Annotated in this window: 22 protein-coding genes; 7 read left to right on the top strand and 15 right to left on the bottom strand. The window is 65.4% G+C overall.

All coding sequences use genetic code 11. The annotated features are described in order from the left end of the window. Positions 1-24: 24 nt before the first annotated feature. Complete coding sequence (gene panB, locus ACFQPG_RS04265; protein ID WP_380810519.1) at positions 25-897, bottom strand: 3-methyl-2-oxobutanoate hydroxymethyltransferase; 873 nt, start codon at positions 895-897, stop codon at positions 25-27. Between the two features lie 4 nt (positions 898-901). Continuing rightward, positions 902-1,339, bottom strand: coding sequence for a hypothetical protein (locus ACFQPG_RS04260; RefSeq protein WP_380810518.1), 438 nt, complete (start codon positions 1,337-1,339; stop codon positions 902-904). 199 nt (positions 1,340-1,538) lie between these two features. Here ACFQPG_RS04260 and ACFQPG_RS04255 point away from each other — a divergent pair, with 199 nt between their 5' ends. Further along, positions 1,539-1,721 carry a hypothetical protein gene (locus tag ACFQPG_RS04255; protein ID WP_380810517.1) on the top strand — a complete coding sequence of 61 codons (183 nt, stop codon included), beginning with the start codon at positions 1,539-1,541 and terminating at the stop codon, positions 1,719-1,721. 10 nt (positions 1,722-1,731) lie between these two features. Here the strand turns inward: ACFQPG_RS04255 and ACFQPG_RS04250 are convergent, their stop codons facing one another. From ACFQPG_RS04250 to rpsM, 12 genes are all read right to left on the bottom strand, one after another. Then, the gene (locus ACFQPG_RS04250; RefSeq protein ID WP_380810516.1) at positions 1,732-2,307 is read right to left on the bottom strand and encodes a L,D-transpeptidase family protein; all 576 of its coding nucleotides are present in this window, start codon (positions 2,305-2,307) and stop codon (positions 1,732-1,734) included. Between the two features lie 121 nt (positions 2,308-2,428). After that, entirely contained in the window at positions 2,429-3,988 is a 1,560-nt protein-coding gene (gene guaA / locus ACFQPG_RS04245) for a glutamine-hydrolyzing GMP synthase (protein ID WP_380810515.1), read from the bottom strand. 84 nt (positions 3,989-4,072) lie between these two features. Further along, a complete protein-coding gene (locus tag ACFQPG_RS04240; protein ID WP_380810514.1) occupies positions 4,073-4,663 on the bottom strand; it encodes a hypothetical protein in 591 nt (196 codons plus the stop codon). A 143-nt stretch (positions 4,664-4,806) separates the two neighbouring features. Beyond that, positions 4,807-5,523: an HAD family hydrolase gene (locus ACFQPG_RS04235; protein WP_380810513.1), complete on the bottom strand. Its 717-nt coding sequence runs from the start codon at positions 5,521-5,523 to the stop codon at positions 4,807-4,809. A gap of 16 nt (positions 5,524-5,539) precedes the next feature. Beyond that, a complete protein-coding gene (locus ACFQPG_RS04230) occupies positions 5,540-7,735 on the bottom strand; it encodes a prolyl oligopeptidase family protein (protein ID WP_380810512.1) in 2,196 nt (731 codons plus the stop codon). Between the two features lie 78 nt (positions 7,736-7,813). After that, positions 7,814-8,233 carry a 50S ribosomal protein L17 gene (rplQ, locus tag ACFQPG_RS04225; RefSeq protein ID WP_380810511.1) on the bottom strand — a complete coding sequence of 140 codons (420 nt, stop codon included), beginning with the start codon at positions 8,231-8,233 and terminating at the stop codon, positions 7,814-7,816. Positions 8,234-8,628: 395 nt separating this feature from the next. Continuing rightward, positions 8,629-9,597, bottom strand: coding sequence for an acyltransferase family protein (locus ACFQPG_RS04220; protein WP_380810510.1), 969 nt, complete (start codon positions 9,595-9,597; stop codon positions 8,629-8,631). Positions 9,598-9,734: 137 nt separating this feature from the next. Continuing rightward, positions 9,735-9,914, bottom strand: coding sequence for a hypothetical protein (locus ACFQPG_RS04215; RefSeq protein ID WP_380810509.1), 180 nt, complete (start codon positions 9,912-9,914; stop codon positions 9,735-9,737). Positions 9,915-9,925: 11 nt separating this feature from the next. Further along, positions 9,926-11,242, bottom strand: a complete 1,317-nt coding sequence (locus tag ACFQPG_RS04210) for a hypothetical protein (RefSeq protein WP_380810508.1) — start codon at positions 11,240-11,242, stop codon at positions 9,926-9,928. Positions 11,243-11,479: 237 nt separating this feature from the next. Then, positions 11,480-12,550, bottom strand: a complete 1,071-nt coding sequence (locus ACFQPG_RS04205) for a DNA-directed RNA polymerase subunit alpha (RefSeq protein ID WP_380810507.1) — start codon at positions 12,548-12,550, stop codon at positions 11,480-11,482. A gap of 100 nt (positions 12,551-12,650) precedes the next feature. Beyond that, the gene (gene rpsK, locus ACFQPG_RS04200; RefSeq protein WP_380810506.1) at positions 12,651-13,040 is read right to left on the bottom strand and encodes a 30S ribosomal protein S11; all 390 of its coding nucleotides are present in this window, start codon (positions 13,038-13,040) and stop codon (positions 12,651-12,653) included. A 115-nt stretch (positions 13,041-13,155) separates the two neighbouring features. Then, complete coding sequence (rpsM, locus tag ACFQPG_RS04195; RefSeq protein ID WP_380810505.1) at positions 13,156-13,524, bottom strand: 30S ribosomal protein S13; 369 nt, start codon at positions 13,522-13,524, stop codon at positions 13,156-13,158. Positions 13,525-13,740: 216 nt separating this feature from the next. Here rpsM and ACFQPG_RS04190 point away from each other — a divergent pair, with 216 nt between their 5' ends. From ACFQPG_RS04190 to ACFQPG_RS04165, 6 genes are read left to right on the top strand one after another with little or no spacing between them, the layout of a single operon-like run. After that, the gene (locus ACFQPG_RS04190) at positions 13,741-14,667 is read left to right on the top strand and encodes a bifunctional riboflavin kinase/FAD synthetase (RefSeq protein WP_380810504.1); all 927 of its coding nucleotides are present in this window, start codon (positions 13,741-13,743) and stop codon (positions 14,665-14,667) included. Positions 14,668-14,705: 38 nt separating this feature from the next. Further along, positions 14,706-17,657 (top strand): isoleucine--tRNA ligase, encoded by a 2,952-nt coding sequence (ileS, locus tag ACFQPG_RS04185; RefSeq protein WP_380810503.1) that lies wholly within the window; start codon positions 14,706-14,708, stop codon positions 17,655-17,657. Beyond that, positions 17,650-18,165: a signal peptidase II gene (gene lspA / locus ACFQPG_RS04180; protein WP_380810502.1), complete on the top strand. Its 516-nt coding sequence runs from the start codon at positions 17,650-17,652 to the stop codon at positions 18,163-18,165. Before ileS ends, lspA begins: the two co-directional genes overlap by 8 nt. Then, positions 18,158-18,562 carry a DUF3035 domain-containing protein gene (locus tag ACFQPG_RS04175; protein ID WP_380810501.1) on the top strand — a complete coding sequence of 135 codons (405 nt, stop codon included), beginning with the start codon at positions 18,158-18,160 and terminating at the stop codon, positions 18,560-18,562. Before lspA ends, ACFQPG_RS04175 begins: the two co-directional genes overlap by 8 nt. 21 nt (positions 18,563-18,583) lie before the next feature. Continuing rightward, the gene (locus ACFQPG_RS04170; RefSeq protein ID WP_380810500.1) at positions 18,584-19,138 is read left to right on the top strand and encodes a winged helix-turn-helix domain-containing protein; all 555 of its coding nucleotides are present in this window, start codon (positions 18,584-18,586) and stop codon (positions 19,136-19,138) included. Between the two features lie 56 nt (positions 19,139-19,194). Then, positions 19,195-19,560, top strand: a complete 366-nt coding sequence (locus tag ACFQPG_RS04165; RefSeq protein WP_380810499.1) for a hypothetical protein — start codon at positions 19,195-19,197, stop codon at positions 19,558-19,560. On the opposite strand, the gene sseA is transcribed toward ACFQPG_RS04165, so the two are convergent. Continuing rightward, complete coding sequence (sseA, locus tag ACFQPG_RS04160; protein WP_380810498.1) at positions 19,557-20,387, bottom strand: 3-mercaptopyruvate sulfurtransferase; 831 nt, start codon at positions 20,385-20,387, stop codon at positions 19,557-19,559. The two genes, ACFQPG_RS04165 and sseA, sit on opposite strands and share 4 nt — an antisense overlap. Between the last annotated feature and the right edge of the window lie 6 nt (positions 20,388-20,393).

Raw genomic sequence — 20,393 nt, 5'->3', positions numbered from 1 at the left:
GGCAAAGTGTCCGGCGGCAGACTGTCAGGCGGGCTTGGGACGATAGGTCTGGTCGGCGGTCGGGAACGAGCGGCCCCGGACTTCGCCGGCGTAGGTCTCGACAGCGGCGACGATGCGCGCGGCAAGATCGTCGTAACGCTTCACGAATCTGGGCGTGCGCTCGAACAGGCCCAGCATGTCCTCGGTCACCAGCACCTGACCATCGCACTTCGCCGACGCGCCAATGCCGATCACCGGTGGAGCGACCTCCCGGGTGACCTGCGTGGCTATATCCTCCAGCACGCCCTCGACCACGATGGCGAAGGCGCCCGCGTCAGCCACGGCCTGAGCGTCGGCGAGGATCTTGGCTGCCTCTGCCTCGCTGCGCCCACGCGCACCATATCCCCCGAGCATGTTCACCGCCTGCGGGGTGAGGCCTACATGGCCGATCACCGGGATCCCGCGCTGCGACAGAAAGGCGATGGTCTCCGCCATCGCCGCTCCGCCCTCCAGCTTCACCGCCGCGCAGCCGGTCTCCTTCATCACCCGCGACGCGGAGTCGAACGCCTGCTGGGGCGACGCCTCGTACGAGCCGAACGGCATGTCCACCGCCACTAGCGAATGCCAGCTGCCGCGAACCACCGCCGCGCCGTGCGCGCACATCATGTCGAGCGTCACCGGCACGGTTGACGGCAGGCCGTAGATCACTTGGCCCAAGCTGTCGCCGACCAGCAGTAGGTCGCAATGGGGATCGAGCAGCTGCGCCATCCGCATCGTGTAGGCGGTCAGCATCACGATCGGCTGCTCAGTCTTCCCGGCGGCCTTACGGGCACGCAGCGCCGGCACGGTCATGCGTTTGCCGGGAACCGGTGTCGGTGTCGCCCGGCTGGTCGCCGTGTCGAGAGTGAAAGTGCTCAACGCCCTACTTCAACCATCCGCGCATCCGCGAGTGGCGCGCGAAGAAATAGATGGTCCACCCCAGTGCCACGACGATGATCGGCATGAGCAGCTGGTCGGAGCTCATCGACTGGCGAAGCTCCGGGTCGAGGAAGTAAGCCGAAAATTGCACCAGGACGGCGATCAGCGACACCAGCAGTAGCGGCTCGGCAATCTTGCGCCGCATCAGCAGCATAACCGCTCCGGCCAGGCCAACCCATACGGCGATGGCGAAAGCGCCCCACATCCAGGTGGGCGCCGCGTCCAACATCGCCCGCTGGTCGAGCGGAAGCTCGGCAGGGTCAACGGTGACCTGGTAGAGATAGACGGCGCAGCCGAACATCATCCACACTGCGGTGGCGATCGCCGCCGGCTTGAACCAGCCGGCAACCGGACGTGGCGCGTAGGTGTCCGCTTCGGTCATGCTTGCCCCCTCTTCTTATTTCGCCAGTCATACTCCGCCGACAGCCGCGTGCAATCGGCGACAGATTGTCTTTATCACGCGTTCAGCGGATTCGACATAATCACCGTTTCTTGAGACACTTCGTCGTGGATATCGGCTCGACTCGGGACAGTCATGCCGCCGTCCTTCAACCGACATGCGGAGGGGGGATACTTCGCACATGCTGTACGACGACATCCTTTATCATCAGACGCGCGCCAGCCGGGAGCTGGACCTCGGACTCAGCACCGACAACCTTGCCGCAGCCCGCGCGCACCTGAAGCTTGCAACGCTTCATTCGGAGCGGGCCAAGGAGCTTGCCCGCGACATCGAGGATCGCGAGAGGCCGCTCGCGGTCGCCTGAACGCTGACGGTCAGCCTTCGATGATCACTTCGGTGCCGAGCTTGGTCAGGCCGTAGAGCTTCTTCGCGAATTCGACCGGCAGGCGCACGCACCCATGGCTGGCCGGGTAACCGGGCAGCTTGCCTCCGTGAAAGGCTATGCCCATTTCGTCGTACATCTGCATGTAGGGCATGGGCGCGTTGTCATACTTGCGGCTGAAGCCCTTCACCTGCTTGCGGAAGATCTTCCAGAAGCCGAGCGGCGTTTCGTGACCCTTCTTGCCGGACGAGATCGTCGACATGCCCGCCAGCTTGTCGCCCCGATAGATGTAGAAGCGCTGGGTCAGCAGGTCGATCACCACCTTGGCTTCGCCGCTTTCGGGCATTGCCGAGGCCCAGTAGTAATCGCCCGGCTTCATCGAAACAGGGCCAAACAAGGCAAGCGAGTCCTTGTGGGCCTGAGGCGCGTTGCCTTGGGTCCAGCGGTAAGGCAGTTCCTGCGGCTTGGGTTGCGCAACGACCGGCGGCGGCGGTGGGGGAGTGGTCGAACAACCGGCCAGCAACGCCGCCCCAACCGCAACCACCATCCCCTTGCGAATCAACCGCATGCCCCGACTCCCGAACAATTCAACCTTCAACAGCGCAGCGGTGGCACCGCGTCAATATCCCGGTAAACGGACGGTAAGCGTTAACTTTCCGGCAGTTGCGCGATGAACCCGCGGCTCGCCCTCACTCCCACTCAATCGTTCCCGGTGGCTTAGACGTATAGTCGTAGACGACACGATTGATCCCCTGGACCTCGTTGACGATCCGAGTCGCAACGCGGCTGAGGAAGGCGGCGTCGAACGGGTAGACGTCCGCGGTCATGCCATCGACGCTGGTCACCGCCCGCAGCGCACAGACGCTGTCATAGGTGCGGGCGTCGCCCATAACTCCGACCGTGCGGACCGGCAGGAGCACGGCAAAGGCCTGCCAGATGGCGTCGTACAGGCCGGCGTTGCGGATCTCCTCCAGATAGATGGAGTCCGCCTTGCGAAGGATGTCGCAGCGTTCCGCTGTGACCTCGCCGGGGATGCGGATGGCAAGCCCTGGGCCCGGAAACGGATGACGGCCGACAAAGGCGCCCGGAAGGCCAAGCTCACGGCCAAGTTCGCGCACCTCGTCCTTGAATAACTCGCGCAACGGCTCGACCAGCTTCATGTTCATGCGCTCGGGCAGGCCGCCGACATTGTGGTGGCTCTTGATCGTCACAGACGGTCCACCGGTGAAGCTGACGCTTTCGATCACATCCGGATAAAGCGTGCCCTGTGCCAGGAAGTCCGCTCCCCCGATCTTGTTGGCCTCGGCCTCGAAGACGTTGATGAATTCCGCGCCGATGAACTTGCGCTTCTTTTCGGGGTCGGTGACGCCGGCGAGACCGCCAAGGAAGTCGGCGCTGGCGTCCACATGCACAAGCGGGATGTTGTAGCTGTTGCGGAACAGGCTCACGACCTGCTCCGCCTCGCCGGCCCGCATCAGACCATGGTCCACGAACACGCAGGTCAATTGCTCGCCGATCGCCTCGTGGATCAGCACGGCGGCCACGGCGCTATCCACGCCGCCGGACAGGCCGCAGATCACCTTGCCGGCACCAACCTGTTCGCGGATCTCGCGAATCTTGGTGTCCCGGAACGCTTCCATGCTCCAGGTGCCTGCGCAGCCGCAGATATGCCGCGCGAAGTTGGCCAGCAGCTTGCCGCCGTCGGGCGTGTGGACCACCTCGGGGTGGAACATCAGGCTGTAGCGCCTCGCCTCCTCATTGGTGGCGATGGCGAAGGGCGCGCCTTCCGACCGGGCCACGATCTGGAACCCGGGCGCGAGGCTTTCGACCCGGTCGCCGTGGCTCATCCAGACCTGGTGCTTCTCGCCGACCTGCCACAGCCCGTCGAACAGCGCGGAAGGCGCCACCACCTCGATGAAGGCGCGCCCGAACTCCTTCTGGTCCGACGTCACGACCTTGCCGCCAAGCTGCTGGTGCAGCGTCTGCTGGCCGTAGCAGATGCCGAGCAGGGGCAGGCCGCTGTCGAATAATGCCTGTGGAGCGCGCGGGCTGTCTTCCGAGGTCACTGAAGACGGACCGCCGGAAAAGATGATGCCCTTGGGGTTGAGCCGCCGGAACGCTTCCTCCGCCGCGTTGAACGGAGCGATCTCGCAATACACGCCGGCTTCGCGGATGCGGCGGGCGATCAGCTGGGTCACCTGGCTGCCGAAATCGACGATCAGGATGGTCTCGCCAAAGGTCTCCGACATTTGGACGCTCATCGATTCCCCGCGCAAAAAGAAAGTGCGCGAGCCACTAGGACCCGCGCACTCCTCTGTCCACTTGGCAGCGGCTTAGTAGCGGTAGCCGTACCCGGCGTAGCGCTGACGATCGAGGTCCAGGTCGCTGATGCGCCCGGTCCGGCGATCGAATTTGCAGCTGAAGCGGTACTGCGGGGCAGCGGCGTTGTTCTGGTAGCCGCCGTAGGGCGCATTGTAGCCGCCATAGCCGCCGTAATTGCCGCGCCAGCCGGACTCTCCGGCCCAGCCGACGACCCGGAAGTTGCCGTTGCGGGTCCGCTCGACGCGCTCGATCTGGTTCACCCGGATCGCGCCACCATTGTTGTAGCCGTAGCCGCCATTGTAGCCGCCGTAATTGCCGTAGCCGCCATAATTGCCGTAGCCGCCGTTGAGGCGGGCTTCGGCTGCGCGGGCGCACTGGTCGATGGCGACGCGTTCGTTGGCGTAGCCATAGCCATATTGGCTACCGTAGCCTCCCTGACGGCCGCGCAGGATCGAGTCGAGGATCGCGCCGACGATCACGTTGCCGGAACCATAACCGCCGCCGTAGGGCGGATAATATTGAGCAGCGGCCGGAGCCGCGAACCCACCGGCCGCCGCCGCCACGCCGGCGGCACCGATCAGGAACTTGTAGACAGCCTTCATGGCCACTCTCCTTGTTGCGTCCAGGCGACAGGATCGCCAGTGGGAACGCTTATGGAAGCAAGGGGCTGCACCGCCTCTGAATGAGGCTGAAGGCATTGGTTCAGCTTGATTAACGCCCGGAACAGGCATCAAGCGCACTCTGTCTACCCGCTGGAGCCCTGACCCGCATTGATCGCGTCGATCCACCACGGCAGGACCGCGAGCGAAGGAAGCTCCCGATAGCGACTCTGGCCCTCTGGTGCGGGGGCATGCTCATGCACCCAGGCGGAGGCGTGCGGGACGAAGCCGGCCCAGGCTCCCGCATGCAGCGCCGGCAACACATCCGAACGCATGCTGTCCCCGGCCATGATCGCCTGCGCCGGCTCGACTCCGTAGCGAGCGAAGATCCGACCGAAGGTTGCGGCGGTCTTGTCGCTGACGATCTCGATGCCGGTGAAGCGATCCCCCAGACCCGAAGCGGCCAGCTTTGCCTCCTGGTGGAGGAGGTCGCCCTTGGTCACCAGCACGAGCTTGCCGCGCTCGGCCAGGGCGTCGAGCGTCTGCTCGATGCCGGCCAGCAATTCCACCGGATGGGCGAGCAAGCGCTTCCCCGCCTCCAGCATGGCACTCACCAGCCCCGCATCGAGCGCCGGGCCGGCCAGGTCCACGGCCGTCTCGATCATCGACAGGGTGAAGCCCTTCGCCCCGTAGCCGTACAGGCGAAGGTTCCCGGCCTCGCACTCCGCCAGGCGCTCCCTCGCGACCTCGGCCTCGGCGAAGGGCTCCAGCATGGCGACAAGCGCTTCCTCGGTCTCGTCGAAGAAGCGCATGTTGTGCCATAGCGTGTCGTCGGCATCGAGACAGATGAGCTCGATCGCCATGGCTCGCCCCAGTTCCCTACCGGATGGCCAGGCCGGTGTGCTTCGCCAGGAAGGCATAGACGTCGGCCGCTTCCTCGATGATCTTGTCGGTCGGCTTGCCGGAGCCATGCCCGGCGCGCGTTTCGATGCGGATCAGATGCGGCTTGCTGCCGACCCCGGCGGTGTTCTGGAGCATCGAGATGTACTTGAAGCTATGTCCTGGAACGACCCGGTCGTCGGTGTCGGCGGTGGTCACCAGCACCGCCGGATAGTCCCGCCCACCCTTGATGTTGTGATAGGGCGAATAGGTCATCAGCGTGCGGAAGTCGGCTTCCTTGTTGGGATAGCCGTAGTCGTCGACCCAGTAGCGTCCGGCAGTGAAGCGGTCGAAGCGCAGCATGTCCATGACCCCGACTGCCGGGGCGGCCGCGGCGAACAGGTCCGGGCGCTGATTGACCACCGCGCCGACCAGCAGGCCGCCGTTGGAGCCGCCCTGGATTGCCAGCCCGCCCTTCGGCGTGATGCCGTTGGCAATGAGATATTCGCCGGCACCGATGAAGTCGTCGAACACGTTCTGCTTGTTGGCCAGGCGGCCAGCGTCGTGCCACGCCTTGCCATACTCGCCGCCACCGCGGATGTTGGCGAGCACCCATACTCCGCCGGCTTCCAGCCAGGCGAGCCGGGTCGGCGAGAAGCTGGGGGTCATGGAGGCGTTGAACCCGCCATAACCGTAGAGCAGCGTCGGCGCCGGACCCGTCGTGCCCTTCTTGCGGACGATAAACATCGGCACACGGGTGCCGTCCTTCGACGCAAAGAAACGCTGCTCGACACCGTAATCCTCGGGATTGAAGGCGACCTTCGGAGTGGCCCAAGGGGTCGCCTCGCCCATCCGCACGTCGTAGCGATAGACGGTGGTCGGCCGGTTGAAGCTGGTGAAGGCGAAGAAGGTCTGCGGATCGTCGATCTCGCCGCTGAACCCGCTGGCGGTGCCGATGCCCGGCAGATCGATCACCCGCTCTCGCGCGCCGCTCAGGCTGTGGACCCGAACCTCGGTGCTGGCATCCTTGAGGTAGGAAGCGATCAGCTTGCCCCCGACGAGGCTCGCGCCGTCCAGGGTCGCGGCGTCTTCCGCGATGAGGGTGCGGCGGTTCGGCTTGGCCGCCAGCACGTCGATGGAAACGACCTTCAGCTTCGGCGCATTGTCGTTGGTGAAGAAGTAGTAAGTCGAGCCGCGGTTGCCGATGTAGCTGTAGTTGTTCTGGAAGCCGGGGATCAGCACCCGCGGCTTTGCGGCCTTCTTCTGCCAATCCAGCAGGGTCACCTCGTAGCGGTCGTCGGTGCCGCTGGAGGACGTGACCACCAGCGTCGATCCGTCGTCACTGATCTGGCCGATATGGTTCAGCTCGGGCTTGGCCGGGGTGGCGAAGAGCAGCCGGTCCTGCGCTTGCGACGCCCCCAGTTTGTGAAAGAAGACCTGCTGGTTGCGGTTCAAGGATTGGAAGGTCTGTCCCGCGGCGGGCTCGTCGAAGCGGGAGTAGACGAAGCCGCTCCCGTCCTTGGCCCAGGACAGGGCCGAGAACTTCACCCACTTGACCTCGTCGGACAGCACCTTGCCGGTGGCGACTTCCAGCACCTTGATCGTGCGCCAGTCGGTGCCGCCGTCCTGCACCGCATAGGCGAGATACTTGCCATCCTCGCTCGGCGCCCATTCGGCCAGCGCCGTGGCGCCGTCCTTGGACCAGCCGTTGGGATCGATCAGCAGCCGCGGCGCGCCGTCAACGCTGTCGCGGACATAGAGCGGCGACTGGTTCTGCAGGCCGTCGTTGCGCTGATAGAAGTAGCGACCGCCCTTTTCGACCGGCACTCCGGTCCGCTCGTAATCATAGAGCTGAGTCATCCGCGCCTTCAGCGCGTCGCGCCCCGGCAGGGTGTCGAGGAACGCGTCGGTGACCTTGTTCTGCGCCTCGACCCAGGAGCGGACTTCGGCGTCGGTGCGGACGTCGTTCTCCAGCCAGCGGTACGGATCGGCGACGGCCGTGCCGAACTGCGTCTCCGCAACGTCGGTGCGGCGGGTGTCCGGATAGCTCAAGGCGACGACCGTGTCGGTATGTTGTTGCGCAGGAGCCTCGGCCGAGACGGGCGCGGCGGCCTCGGCTGCGGTGACCGGCGGGTTGGCGGTGGTGGTGCAGGCGGCGATGGTCGGCAGGGTCATCAGCAACAGGCTCTTGCGCATGGGACATCCGGAGAAAAGGAAAGGGCGCCAACTGCGTAGCAGCGGCGCCCTTTTCTTCAAGTGAGGCTGGAAGATCGCTCAGGCGGCCTCCAGCTCCTCGTCGCTCATCACCGGGCCGGAGTCCTGGCCCTTGGCCGAGATGTCGCGGTCGACGAACTCGATGATCGCGATCGGGGCGGCGTCCGACTGGCGGATGCCGGCCTTGACGATGCGGGTGTAGCCGCCGTTGCGCTCGGCATAGCGGGGCGCGAGCACGTCGAACAGCTTCACCAGCTGCGTGTCGTCGAGGATACGGGCGTGGGCCAGACGGCGGTTCGACAGGCCGCCCTTCTTGGCCAGCGTGATCAGCTTCTCGACGTAGGGGCGGAGCTCCTTCGCCTTGGCGACGGTGGTGGTGATCTGCTCGTGCTTGATCAGCGCCGCCGCCATGTTGCGGAACAGGGCCGCCCGGTGGCTGGAAGTACGCTGCAGCTTACGATGGCCAACGCGATGGCGCATGAGTCTTTCTCCGTTCGTCAGGGGACCGTGTAAGGTATCCCAAGCCAGGCGATGCTTTTCGGGGGACCGCCCAGACCCCAATGCAAAAGGACGAGCGTGGCGCCCGTCCCTTCGAGTGACGCGCGGATGGCGGAAGGGCTAGCCGGAGTCAAGGTTCGGGGTCGTCTGGAGCGGCGAATGTTCACAATGTTCACGGTGACGAGCGCGGAAAATCGCCAAAGGTGAGGCAAAGGTTAGCCCTCCGGCACGGTTGGCTGTTGATGGTGTCAGTGGTGTCAAAGAGCCGCACGTGTGAGCCGCTGCGGGAGCGGCGCAGGTGAAATCCTATTGTGCAATCAGAAACGGGGGTGCTTTCACGAGCATGCCTTCCGCAGCGTGGGAAGACGATCTGGGCGCTATATTCCAGGCTGCATGCCGTAGCGGGTTGGGTCGCGCCGCAAGCCTCCAATCTTTCGTCGTGCTGCACCAGTAAATTTATTGAGGACCGGCTCAAGGGTGAGGTGAAGCGCCACGCCCAGGGCTACCGCGGCAAGGACGAGGGCCCGTGGCGGCAGATCGAGGCTGTTCAAGACATAAGGATGGAACAAGTATATCGCGTAAGACGCGTTCCCAAGCAGAACCGCTGCCGTCCAGATGCTTGCTTTGAAAAGACGCTCAAAGGTGATCGCCGAATAGACGATCAGCGCTGCCGGCAGCCCCCACCAAAGAACTCTAAATATTGCCCGGTTCGCGTCTCTTGCAACATCTCCAGCGTACAGGCCTGAAGGGGCGGAGCTCGCCAGCAGCACGGCCACCGGAATGACCGAGATCGCCAAAAGTGTTGAACGGGGCAGTCTGGCGATCAGCACTCCGGCGAGAAACTCCAGGATCATCGGGTTGCCGATAAAGTCGAGCAGCGGGCCTGGGGCGATCTGGCCAGCAAGGAAAGCCACGGCGTAGGCGACAAGGGGAACGGCTGCCCCAAAGCGCAATGAGAATGCGAACGCGATGTAGAACAGCATCTCAAAACTAAGCGTCCACCCAAGATCGAGAGCCGGGAGGACATAGGTGTCATAGACCGGCCACAACGTGATTGTAGCCGCGACCTGAGCCGCGCTGCTGTTTCCCGCCAGCAGGCAGGGGAGTGCGGCTACCAGCCACATCGGGTAGATACGAAAGGCTCGACGGGACAGAAAACCGAGCGGGGTCGCGTGTGCTCCAACAGTCACCATAATGACGCCGGAAATCACAAAGAATAGATCAACCCCTGCGGCGCCGATTGCAGAGGCGTCCGGCACGATCCCGTGGACGGTTGACGTATGCAGGATTACGACGCCGATTGCGGCGACTGCTCTTAAGACTTGGATCGAACGTAGCTGCCCCACGGAGACTAGCCTATCAGCGTTGGCAGGCGAGTAAAGCTGGCTGAGAGATAGGCTTGGATGCTGCGCTGGTCGACCAACGCTGCGCCATCCACACCCATGCCGGTCTGCGAGCCGCGAGCAAGATCACTCGAAAAGAGCTATCGCAGCTTGGCGATCTTGAGGCCGTCCTGCTTGGCGCGGGCCTTGATCGATTCCTCGCTGCGGGTGAGGGCCTTGGCCATTTGCTTCAGCGGCATGCCTTTGCCGGCAAGCGTGTGGAGCTTCTGAATCTCGTCGGAGGTCCAGGGCTGGCGATGGCGTTCGAAGCGTTCGGGCATTGCATCTTCCCTCAGGCGGGAGCGAGGCGCGGGGCCGGAGCGCTGCCGCGGTAGGCTCGCAGGATTACGAGGAGCGAAACGGTGACCATTACCAGCGGATTGAGAACGACCTGGAGCGACCAGGGGAACGGAATGTCAACGCCGAAGAACAGGTAGTTCTTGGGCGCGAGGACAAAACACGCGCCGAGCAGGACCGGCCAGTCGCTCTCGCCCGTCATCCTGCCCTCGCGCGCGAGCAGGACGACCGGGATGAGGAACACGAGCAGATGGTAATCGGCGAACACCTGGCTGGTGGTGGCGTACACCGCCAGGACGACGAACAGCAGCGCCGAGTCTGGTAGCCGCCGGCGACGGGCAGCGAGCAGCACCGCCCCGAACAGCGCCGCGCCGACCAGCAGTGGCACAATGCGGGTCCACTCCTGCGGCCCGTACATGGCAAGCAATGCTCCATAGAGCGAGCTGTTGTACGCTTGGCCGAAGCCGGAGACGATGAATACCCCGACATAGTCGCTCATGCCCTGGCGCCAGCTTTCGGGCGTGTAGGCGGGGTAAGCGGCGTGGGCTGCGGCAAAGCCGAGCACGAACAGCCCGGCGGTTGCGCAGCCCAGGATCACCATGTCTCGGAAGCGCCAGCCCCGACCGGCGAGGAACAGGGCCAAAGGGACGACTCCCGCATTCGGCCGGATGTTGATCGCCACGGCAAACAAAGCGATTGCGACCGCGTCCGCCCGCCCCATCCGCAATGATCGCAGCGTTCCGCCGATCACTCCAACGGCGGTGATCACCGAGAAAAGGTGGCCACGGTCGAAGGCGAACAAGGCGGGATAGCAGCCAAGCGCCAGGAGCCCGACGAACAGGCGACCGGGTCCCGCCGGTGCCTCGCGCGCGGTCGTCCAGGCCAGCGCCGCTGCGGCCAGGCCAGCCACCGCCAGGAACAGAAGCAAGGGCTCGACCAAGGGCAGAAGCCCCCGGATGCCGAGGCCGAGCAGGGTGGAGACCGGCAGCATGTGGAAATGATTGAACCGCGATCCCTTGAGCCTCTCAAGCTCCTCCGTCCAGCGCGGGAACAGCTGATCGAGGTGCCAGATACTGGCGGCGGAGTGGATCGTCGGGCCGGGGTAGCCCATCGCCATCTTGAAGAAATCCCCGAAGCGGTCCTCCGGCGCATGAACGAACGTGTTGTAGGGGAAGGCGTGGCCCCAATGCTCCATCAGCAGGTTGTAGAGGAGGTTGGCGAGGACCGCCGCGGCCACCAGCGCAAAGGCGAGGCGCGGAACGAGGTCGGGCGCGCGCGCGCCGTCCGGTGCTGTGCTGCTCCCCTCCCCCATGGGGCGAGTGTTGCCTGACCGGCGCGGGTTCGCAAGGGGGCGCGGCGCGAGGGTTCTCAACGAGAAAGGGCCGCCCTTGGTGGGACGGCCCTTTTGGTCTCTTCGCGAGGCTGGCCGTCACGGGAGTAAATCCCGTGACGTCGGTCCTGTCGGCTGCGCCGTAGGCCGGCCGGCTTGCGCGATCTCTTCGCGCTGCTCCGACGACGCTTGCGCGTCGGCGTCGCTACGCTCGGCCGCTTAGCCGAGCATTTCCTGCTCGAGCTTCTTGGCCATTTCCTCGATATTCTCCGGCGGCCAACCGGGGATGTCCATGCCGAGACGGAGGCCCATCGAGGCGAGGACTTCCTTGATCTCGTTCAGCGACTTGCGGCCGAAATTCGGCGTGCGGAGCATTTCCGCTTCCGTCTTCTGCACCAGGTCGCCGATGTAGATGATGTTGTCGTTCTTCAGGCAGTTGGCCGAACGGACCGACAGCTCCAGTTCGTCCACCTTCTTGAGCAGGTAGCGGTTGAGCTGGTTGGTGTCGGCCTGAGTTTCGACCGGCGCCGCGGCGGTCGCGGCCTGGCCGATCATCGGCGAAGCAGCGCGAACCTGGCCGTCGTCGAAGCCGACGAACAGAGCGAGCTGGTCCTGGAGGATGCGAGCAGCGTAACCGAGCGCTTCTTCCGGAGCGACCGTGCCGTCGGTTTCCACGGTCAGCGTCAGCTTGTCATAGTCCAGTTCCTGGCCGACGCGGGTGTTCTCCACCTTGTAGGCGACCTGGCGGACAGGGCTGTAGAGGGCATCGATCGGGATGAGACCGATCGCGGCGTCGGCCGGACGATTGGCGGCAGCCGGGACATAGCCCTTTCCGATGTCGGCGGTCAGTTCCATGTTGAGCGTCACGCCCTGGTCGAGGTGGCACAGCACCAGGTCCGGGTTGGTGATCTCGATGTCGCCCGAGGTGGCGATCTGCCCGGCGGTGACTTCGCCGGGACCGGTAGCGGACAGCTGAAGGCGCTTGGGCCCCTCGCCTTCCATCTTGAGCGCGATCTGCTTGACGTTGAGGACGATGTCGGTGACGTCCTCGCGAACGCCGGCGAGGCTCGAGAACTCATGCAGCACGCCCTCGATCTTGATCGAAGTGACGGCGGCGCCCTGAAGCGAGCTCAGCAGTACCCGGCGCAGCGAGTTGCCGAGCGTCATCCCGAAGCCGCGCTCCAGCGGTTCGGCGACGAACACGGCCTTGCGGCGCGCATCGCCACCGGCCTTGCGCTCCAGCGCGTTCGGCTTCTTGAGTTCCTGCCAGTTCTTTGCGTTGACGGCCATTTTGCTTCCTTGGCAGTGGGGGCGGCGGCGTCCCGCCAGGTCCCCGAGGGTATCTAACTGTTTCCGATGCACAGCCGGAGCGTCTGCCCCGGCCTGCTGATCAGACGCGGCGACGCTTGGACGGGCGAACGCCATTGTGCGGGATCGGGGTCACGTCGCGGATCGAGGTGATCTGGAAACCAACCGCCTGCAGCGCGCGAAGCGCCGACTCACGACCAGAGCCGGGGCCCTTGACTTCGACCTCGAGGGTGCGGACGCCGTGATCGGCGGCCTTGCGGCCCGCGTCTTCCGCCGCGACCTGCGCTGCATACGGAGTCGACTTGCGGCTTCCCTTGAAGCCCATCATGCCGGCCGAGCTCCACGCGATGGCGTTGCCCTGGGCGTCGGTGATGGTGATCATGGTGTTGTTGAAGCTGGCGTTCACGTGCGCGACGCCGGCGCTGATGTTCTTGCGCTCGCGGCGGCGAAGGCGCTGGGGTGCTTGAGCCATTGGTGACTACATCCTGAAATCTGTGTTGCGCTCGCGGAGGGCTGACCTCCGGCGGTTCGAAGAAGGAGGCCATCGTCACCACGCATGAAGCGTGGCGCCGAGCGCCTCAGCTTGGTTACTTCTTCTTGCCGGCGATCGGCTTGGCCTTGCCCTTGCGGGTGCGCGCATTGGTGTGCGTGCGCTGGCCGCGGACCGGAAGGCCCTTGCGATGGCGAAGCCCGCGATAGCAGGCGAGGTCCATCAGCCGCTTGATGTTCATCGCGGTCTCGCGGCGAAGATCGCCCTCGACCGTGTGATCGGCGTCGATGGTCTCGCGGATCTGCAGCACTTCCTGGTCGCTCAGGTCCTGGACCCTGCGCTCTGAAGCGATGTTCAGCTTGCCGGTGATTTCCTTGGCCTTGGTCGCGCCAATGCCGTGGATGTAGGTCAGCGCGATCTCCACGCGCTTGTTGGTCGGGATGTTGACACCCGCAATACGTGCCATGTGTTGTCGTTCTCCGTCTGCTCCACAGGCCGGCATGGCTGCCGGGCCCATCTCTTCGCTGGGACCCGCTCTAACGAGAAAACGGCGGACGCAGGTGATGCGCCGCCGGACACCGGAGGAACGGGATGGCGGGCAGATATGGGCCGGGCCTGCCTGAGTCAAGCCGCGGCGCGCCGAATTGCGGGTTCGTTCGCATGGCCTTACAGGCGCTTGGCAATGGAGCGGCTATCCCATGCAGCCGGCGTGCCGGAGCGGTTTCGCGGCGGCATCGTCGCACTCGGCAATTTCGACGGCTTTCACCTCGGGCACCAGGCGGTGGTCGGGAGGGCGGTTGCGCGGGCCCACCATGAGGGCCGCCCCGCGATCGTCGCCACCTTCGATCCGCACCCGGTTCGCTTCTTCAAGCCCGACCTGCCCCCCTTTCGGCTGACCAGTCTGGACCAGCGCGAGCGGCTGTTCGCAGCGGCGGGTGCCGACGCGATGCTGGTGTTCGACTTTGACGCGGCGCTGGCCGGGACCGATGCGGCCGGGTTCGTGCAGTTGCTGGCGGAGCAGATCGGTGCGGCGGGGGTGGTCACCGGGGAGGACTTCACCTTCGGCGCGCGGCGGAGCGGCAATGTCGAGATCCTCCGCAGGCTTGGCGCGGCATGCTCGATGGCCGCGGAAACGGTCGCGCCGGTCCTGCTCGACGGCGAGCCGGTGTCGTCCAGCCGAATCCGCGAGGCGCTGGCCCGCGGCGATCCCGGCGCCGGGACGCGGCTGCTGTCGCGGCCGTTCGCAATCGAGGGCGCGGTGCTGCACGGCGACAAGCGGGGCCGAGAGCTCGGCTATCCGACCGCGAACATGGAGCTCGGGCGCTATCAGCGGCCCGCTTACGGCATCTATGCGGTACGGGTGCGGCTGGACGACGGAAGCGAGCATGCCGGCGTGGCGAGCCTGGGCGTGCGGCCGACGTTCGATCCGCCAAAGGAGCTGCTTGAGACGTACCTCTTCGACTTCGACGGCGACCTCTACGGGCGAACGATCGAGGTGGCGCTGCATCACTATCTGCGCAGAGAGGTGAGGTTCGAGAGCCTGGAGGCCTTGACTGCGCAGATGCGGGGCGACGAGGCGGAGGCTCGACGCCTGCTTCTGCCGTCCTAGGTTTGCATCCGCGGCCTCACCCGCTAGAGCCGCGCGCGATGTCCGACGCTCCTGATAAACCCGACGTTTCTGACAAGCGCGATTGGCGCGACACCGTGTTCTTGCCGAAGACCGCCTTTCCGATGAAAGCCGGCCTGCCGCAGAAGGAGCCGGCCATTCTTGCGCGGTGGAGGGCCGAGGATCTGTACGGACAGGTGCGGACAAGCCGCGAGGGGCGTGAGGAGTTCATCCTCCACGACGGCCCGCCCTACGCCAACGGCGACATCCACATCGGCCACACGCTCAACAAGGTGCTGAAGGACATGGTCGTCCGGACGCAGACGCTGCTGGGCAAGGATGCGCCTTACGTTCCCGGTTGGGACTGCCACGGCCTGCCGATCGAATGGAAGGTCGAGGAGCAATATCGCAAGAAGAAGCGCAACAAGGACGAGGTTCCCGCGGCCGAGTTCCGCGCCGAATGCCGCGCCTATGCCGAGCATTGGGTGGACGTGCAGCGCGAGCAGTTCCAGCGGCTGGGCATCACCGGCCAGTGGGACAAGCCGTATCTGACAATGGCGCCTGAGGCGGAAGCGACGATCGTTTCCGAGCTGATGAAGTTCGCGGAGAGCGGTCAGATCTACCGCGGCGCCAAGCCGGTGATGTGGAGCCCGGTCGAAAAGACCGCGCTAGCCGAGGCCGAGATCGAATATGAGGACGTCACCTCGACGCAGATCGACGTTGCGTTCGAGATCGTTGAAAGCCCCATCCCCGAGCTGGTCGGCGCCCATGCGGTGGTGTGGACGACCACGCCGTGGACGATCCCGGTCAACCAGGCGATCGCTTATGGGGAGGATGTTGAATACCACCGCTTCCTTCTCCCAGACGGACGAGAGGTACTCCTAGCTGAGGAACTCAGAGAGCAGTTCACAAACCGGACGGGCATAAGCCTCAGACTTGTTCCTGAAGGTTCGCCCGACGACCTCGAGAGCATCACGGATGAAATCGCTCGGAGAAAGGTGAAAGGCTCCGATCTCGCCGGAACCATCGCCCGCCACCCGATGCACCACCTCGGCGGCTTTTTCGCCCGTCCGCGTCCGCTGATCCCCGGGCAGCACGTCACTACCGACGCGGGCACCGGCCTTGTCCACATGGCTCCGGATCATGGCGAGGAGGATTTCGAGGTCTGCAAGGCACAGGGCTTCGATCCGGTGTTCGCGGTCGAGGGTGATGGCAAGTATCGCGAGGACTGGCTGTGGCTCGGCGGCCAGGGCTCCGTCATCAACACCAAATTCAACGCGCCGGACGGGCCGATCTGCTCCGACCTGCGGCAGGCGGGGGCTTTGCTGTCGGCGGGCGAGTTCCGGCATTCGTACCCACATTCGTGGCGGTCCAAGGCGCGGGTGATCTACCGCTGCACGCCCCAGTGGTTCATCGCCATGGACGAGGAGTTGCGCCCCTCGACTTCGCTCGGGACGAGCGGAGAAGAGGTAAGCGTTCCACAAGAACCGCTCGTCCCGAGCGAAGTCCAGGGACGTGCCACAGGAGACACCCTCCGCAACCGCGCCCTTCAGGCCATCGCCGACACCCGCTTCGTTCCCGAAAAGGGCCGCAACCGGATCGGCTCCATGGTCGCGGACCGCCCCGATTGGGTCCTCTCCCGCCAGCGCGCGTGGGGGGTGCCGATCACCCTGTTCGTGGATCGAAAGACCGGTCGCTACCTCGTCGACCCCGAGGTCAACGCCCGGATCGTCGCCGCAATTCGTGAGCATGGCGTCGACGCCTGGACCGAGGAAGGCGCGGCGCAGCGCTTCCTCGGCAACGAGCGTGAGGCCGACGATTACGAGCAGGTCACCGACATCCTCGACGTCTGGTTCGACAGCGGCTGCACCCACGTCTTCACGCTGGAAAGCGGCGAATGGCCGGAGCAAAGCTGGCCTGCCGACCTCTACCTCGAAGGCTCCGACCAGCATCGCGGCTGGTTTCAATCGAGCCTGCTGGAAAGTTGCGGGACTCGGGGACGGGCGCCCTACAAGGCGGTGCTGACCCACGGCTTCACCATGGACTCCAAGGGCATGAAGATGTCCAAGTCGCTGGGCAACACGATCAACCCGCTCGACCTGATGCGCGACACGGGCGCGGACATCCTGCGGCTGTGGGCGCTATCGGTCGACAGCACCGAGGATCACCGCATCGGCAAGGAAATCCTGGCTGGCGTCTCCGACCAATATCGCAAGCTGCGCAACACCTTCCGCTACCTGCTCGGAGCGCTGGACGGCTTCGGCGAAGAGGAGCGCGTTGCAGATGTAGCCGACATGCCAGAGCTGGAGCGATATATGCTCTCGCTGCTGGCGGGGCTGGACGCGGAGTTGCGGCGCGCGGTCGATGAGTATGATTTCAACGCCTACACCCGGGCGCTCGGCGATTTCGCCAACAACGACCTGTCGGCCTTCTTCTTCGATATCCGGAAGGACTGCCTTTACTGCGACGCCGCGGACAGCATGAAGCGGCGGAGTTACCGGACGGTGCTGGACATCCTGTTCCACGCCCTCGTGCGCTACGCCGCGCCGGTGCTGGTGTTCACCGCCGAAGAGGTGTGGAGCACGCGCTACCCGGAGGCGGGCAGCGTGCATCTGCTCGAATGGCCGCACGTGGGCGAGTGGAACGACCGCCGGCTGACCGAGATCTGGGCTTCTTATCGCGAGCTTAGAGAGCAGGTGACCGCCACGATCGAGCCGATGCGGCGGGACAAGGTGATCGGGTCGAGCCTGGAAGCGCGCGTTGCGGTCGGCCTGGCCGACGCCTCCGACCGCCCGATGCTGCCGGCGGACGATCTGGCCGAGCTGTTCATCGTCTCCGAGGTGCTGCTTGACACCGGAACAGTGACGCATGGGCCCGCGGTGGTCGCTCACCGCGTCGACTATCTCAAGTGCGACCGCTGCTGGCGGCTGCTGCCGGAGGTCACGCCGGAAGTGGGGCTGTGCGCCCGCTGCGAGGAGGTGGTCGGTGGCTGAGCCGGTCCGCGCCCACCCGCGCATCGGCATGGCCATCGCCGCGGCGCTATTCCTTGCGGATCAGTTCACCAAATGGCTGGTGGCGGGACCGATCGGGCTGGTGGAGGAAGGGCGGACGATCGATCTGCTCCCCTTCTTCGACCTGACCCGAGTCCACAACCACGGCATTTCGCTCGGGCTGCTGACCGCCAGCAGTTCCTCCAGCCGCTGGCTGCTGGTCGCCTTTACCGTCGGAATCGCGCTTGTGGTGGCGTGGTGGATGTGGCGGGAGGAGAAGCGGGGCGACCAGATCGCGCTGGGGATGGTGCTGGGCGGAGCGCTGGGCAACATCGTCGACCGCTCGCGGCTCGGCTACGTCTTCGACTTCGCCGACTTCCACGTCGGCGGGTTCCGACCGTTTTTGGTCTTCAATGTCGCGGATGCTGCGATTAGCATTGGAGTCGCGATCCTGATATTGCGGGCCTTCCTGGTCAAGGACCGGCCCAAGGAGAACATCGAGAATGCTTAAGAGCCCTGCCCTCCTGCTGACCGCAGCGGCGTTATCCCTTGGGGGCTGTTCCCTGTTTGGCGGCCAGCGCCCGCTCGACGAGTTTGCCGTCGCGCGCAATGCGCCGCTGGTGATCCCGCCCGACTACACGCTGGCCCCGCCGGCGCCGGGCACCGCGACCTTGTCGGCATCCGATGCGCAGCAGCAGGCCATCCAGGCACTGTTCGGTGGCCCCGCCCCGCGCAGCCCGGGCGAAACCAGCCTGCTGGAGCGGGCCGGAGCAGAGCATGCCGCGCTTGGTGCCCGTTCCACGGTCGGCGATCCGCAGACGCAGGTGGTCGACAAGGGTGCCGTGACCCAAGCGATCATCGCCGCGCCGGAGGCCGACACGCAGGAAGCCTCGGCACAGCCTCAATGAAGCAATTGTCCGGGGGGACGCATGGCCGACGATAATCTTTCCGCCCGGCTCGTCGAGATCGAGTCGATGCTTGACCGCTCGCGAAAGCGCTTCGAAGAAGGCTCGCGGCTGGTCGAGGATGCGCACAAGGCGCTCGCCGACATGCAGCAGCAGCTGATCGGCGCGCCCAATACCAGCGGCCGCGACGATGGCGATGAGGTCGCGTCCAAGCTGCTCGCCTCGCTACGGGCAAGCGGCGAGGAAATGCCGGCAACGTTGTGCGGCGGGCGGCTGGCAGTCGACCAGGTGCAGCGGCTGATCCGCATCGACGGGCATCCGATCGCGATCACCGAGATGGAATATCGCGTGCTGGAGCTGCTCGCGTTCGCGCGCAACAACGTCGTCACGCGGACGATGCTGCTGAAGCATCTGTACCGCCGGTCCGACGACCAGCCGCAGCCCAAGATCATCGACGTGTTCATCTCCAAGCTGCGCAAGAAATTGCGCAATGCGTCGAACGGAGCCGAGTTCATCGAGACCATCCCGCAACGCGGCTGGATTCTCCGGGATATCGAAAGCCCGTCCGCGGCGGCCTGACGGCCGCATCGGTGCGATTCACGACTCCTTAGGCATGCCGGTTTACCCGAGTCGGCATGATCCATTTCCTTCCCGACTCGGCCACCGCGACCGAAGCTCCCGCGCCCTATGCCGAGGCAGTCGCCCGGCTGGCGAGCATTCGGCAGGCGCTGCGCATCGTGGACATGATCGACGGCAAGCCTGCGCGGCCCGTGGAGCCGATGGCGTTCGAGCAGGCCTGGCCGCTGGCGGATGAGCCAAAGCGGCGCTGCTTCGAGCGCCGGTCGCTGCAGGTCGCCAACGGCGCCGCTGCGGGCCTTGAAGCGCTGGTCGGCTGCCAGTCGGCTGGCCAGGACGCGCATCCTAGGGCGGTCGGCGTTCTCAGCGACGATCTTCGCGCCGGCCTGGAAGATCTCGAACGGCTGTTCGCCGGCCGGGCCTAGGCGGGCCCGAGCGCTTTTGGCGTGACGGCATCCGAGCCCCACTCCGCCCAGCTTCCATCGTAAAGGCGGGCGCGGTCGTTGCCGAGCAGGTGGGCGGCGAAGATCAGGCTGTTGGCGGTCACGCCCGACCCGCAAGTGGCGACGAACGGTTGGTCAGGGTCGGCGCCCGCTTGCCGGAACACTTCGCGCAAATCTTCGGGCGACCTGAAGGTGCCGTCGGGATTGTAGATCGCCGCGTAGGGGATATTGCGCGCGCCGGGAATGTGGCCCGCCGCAACGCCGGGCCGCGGGTCGGCTTCGCTACCTTCGAACCGGTCCTTGCCGCGAGCGTCCAGCACCGGCGTGTCCATTCCCTGCAGGAGCTGCGTCTTGACGACGACCCGGCCTCCCGCCTCCGCGCGGAAGTCGCCCTCGCGCTCGGGCGGGTAGCCGGATTCGACCGGCCGTCCCTCCTCCTGCCACTTGGCGAAGCCCCCATCGAGAATCGCCACCTGCGGCGCCCCGAAGTGTCGAAGCATGAACCAGGCGCGGGCGGAGGTCCGCAGGTCGCTGTTGTCGTAGACGACGACGCGATCGGACTGCCGAACGCCAAGGTGAACCATGGCGCAACCGAACTGATCCGCCGGAGGGAGCATGTGGGGACTACCAGCGTCATGATCTGACAGCGTGTCGATATCGAAGAAGCGCGCGCCGGGGATGTGCCGCTCCTCATATTCGGCGCGGGCGGCGCGGTTGGCAGCGGGCATGTGCCAGCTGGCGTCAAGAATGGTGAGGTCGGGCGCGCCGAGCTCGCTGGCCAGCCACTCGGTGGTGACGAGATCGTTCATCGCCCG

The sequence above is a fragment of the Sphingomonas sp. GCM10030256 genome, assembly GCF_042666415.1.
Taxonomy (GTDB): Bacteria; Pseudomonadota; Alphaproteobacteria; order Sphingomonadales; family Sphingomonadaceae; genus Sphingomicrobium.
This window is presented reverse-complemented; position numbering and strand designations above follow the sequence as displayed.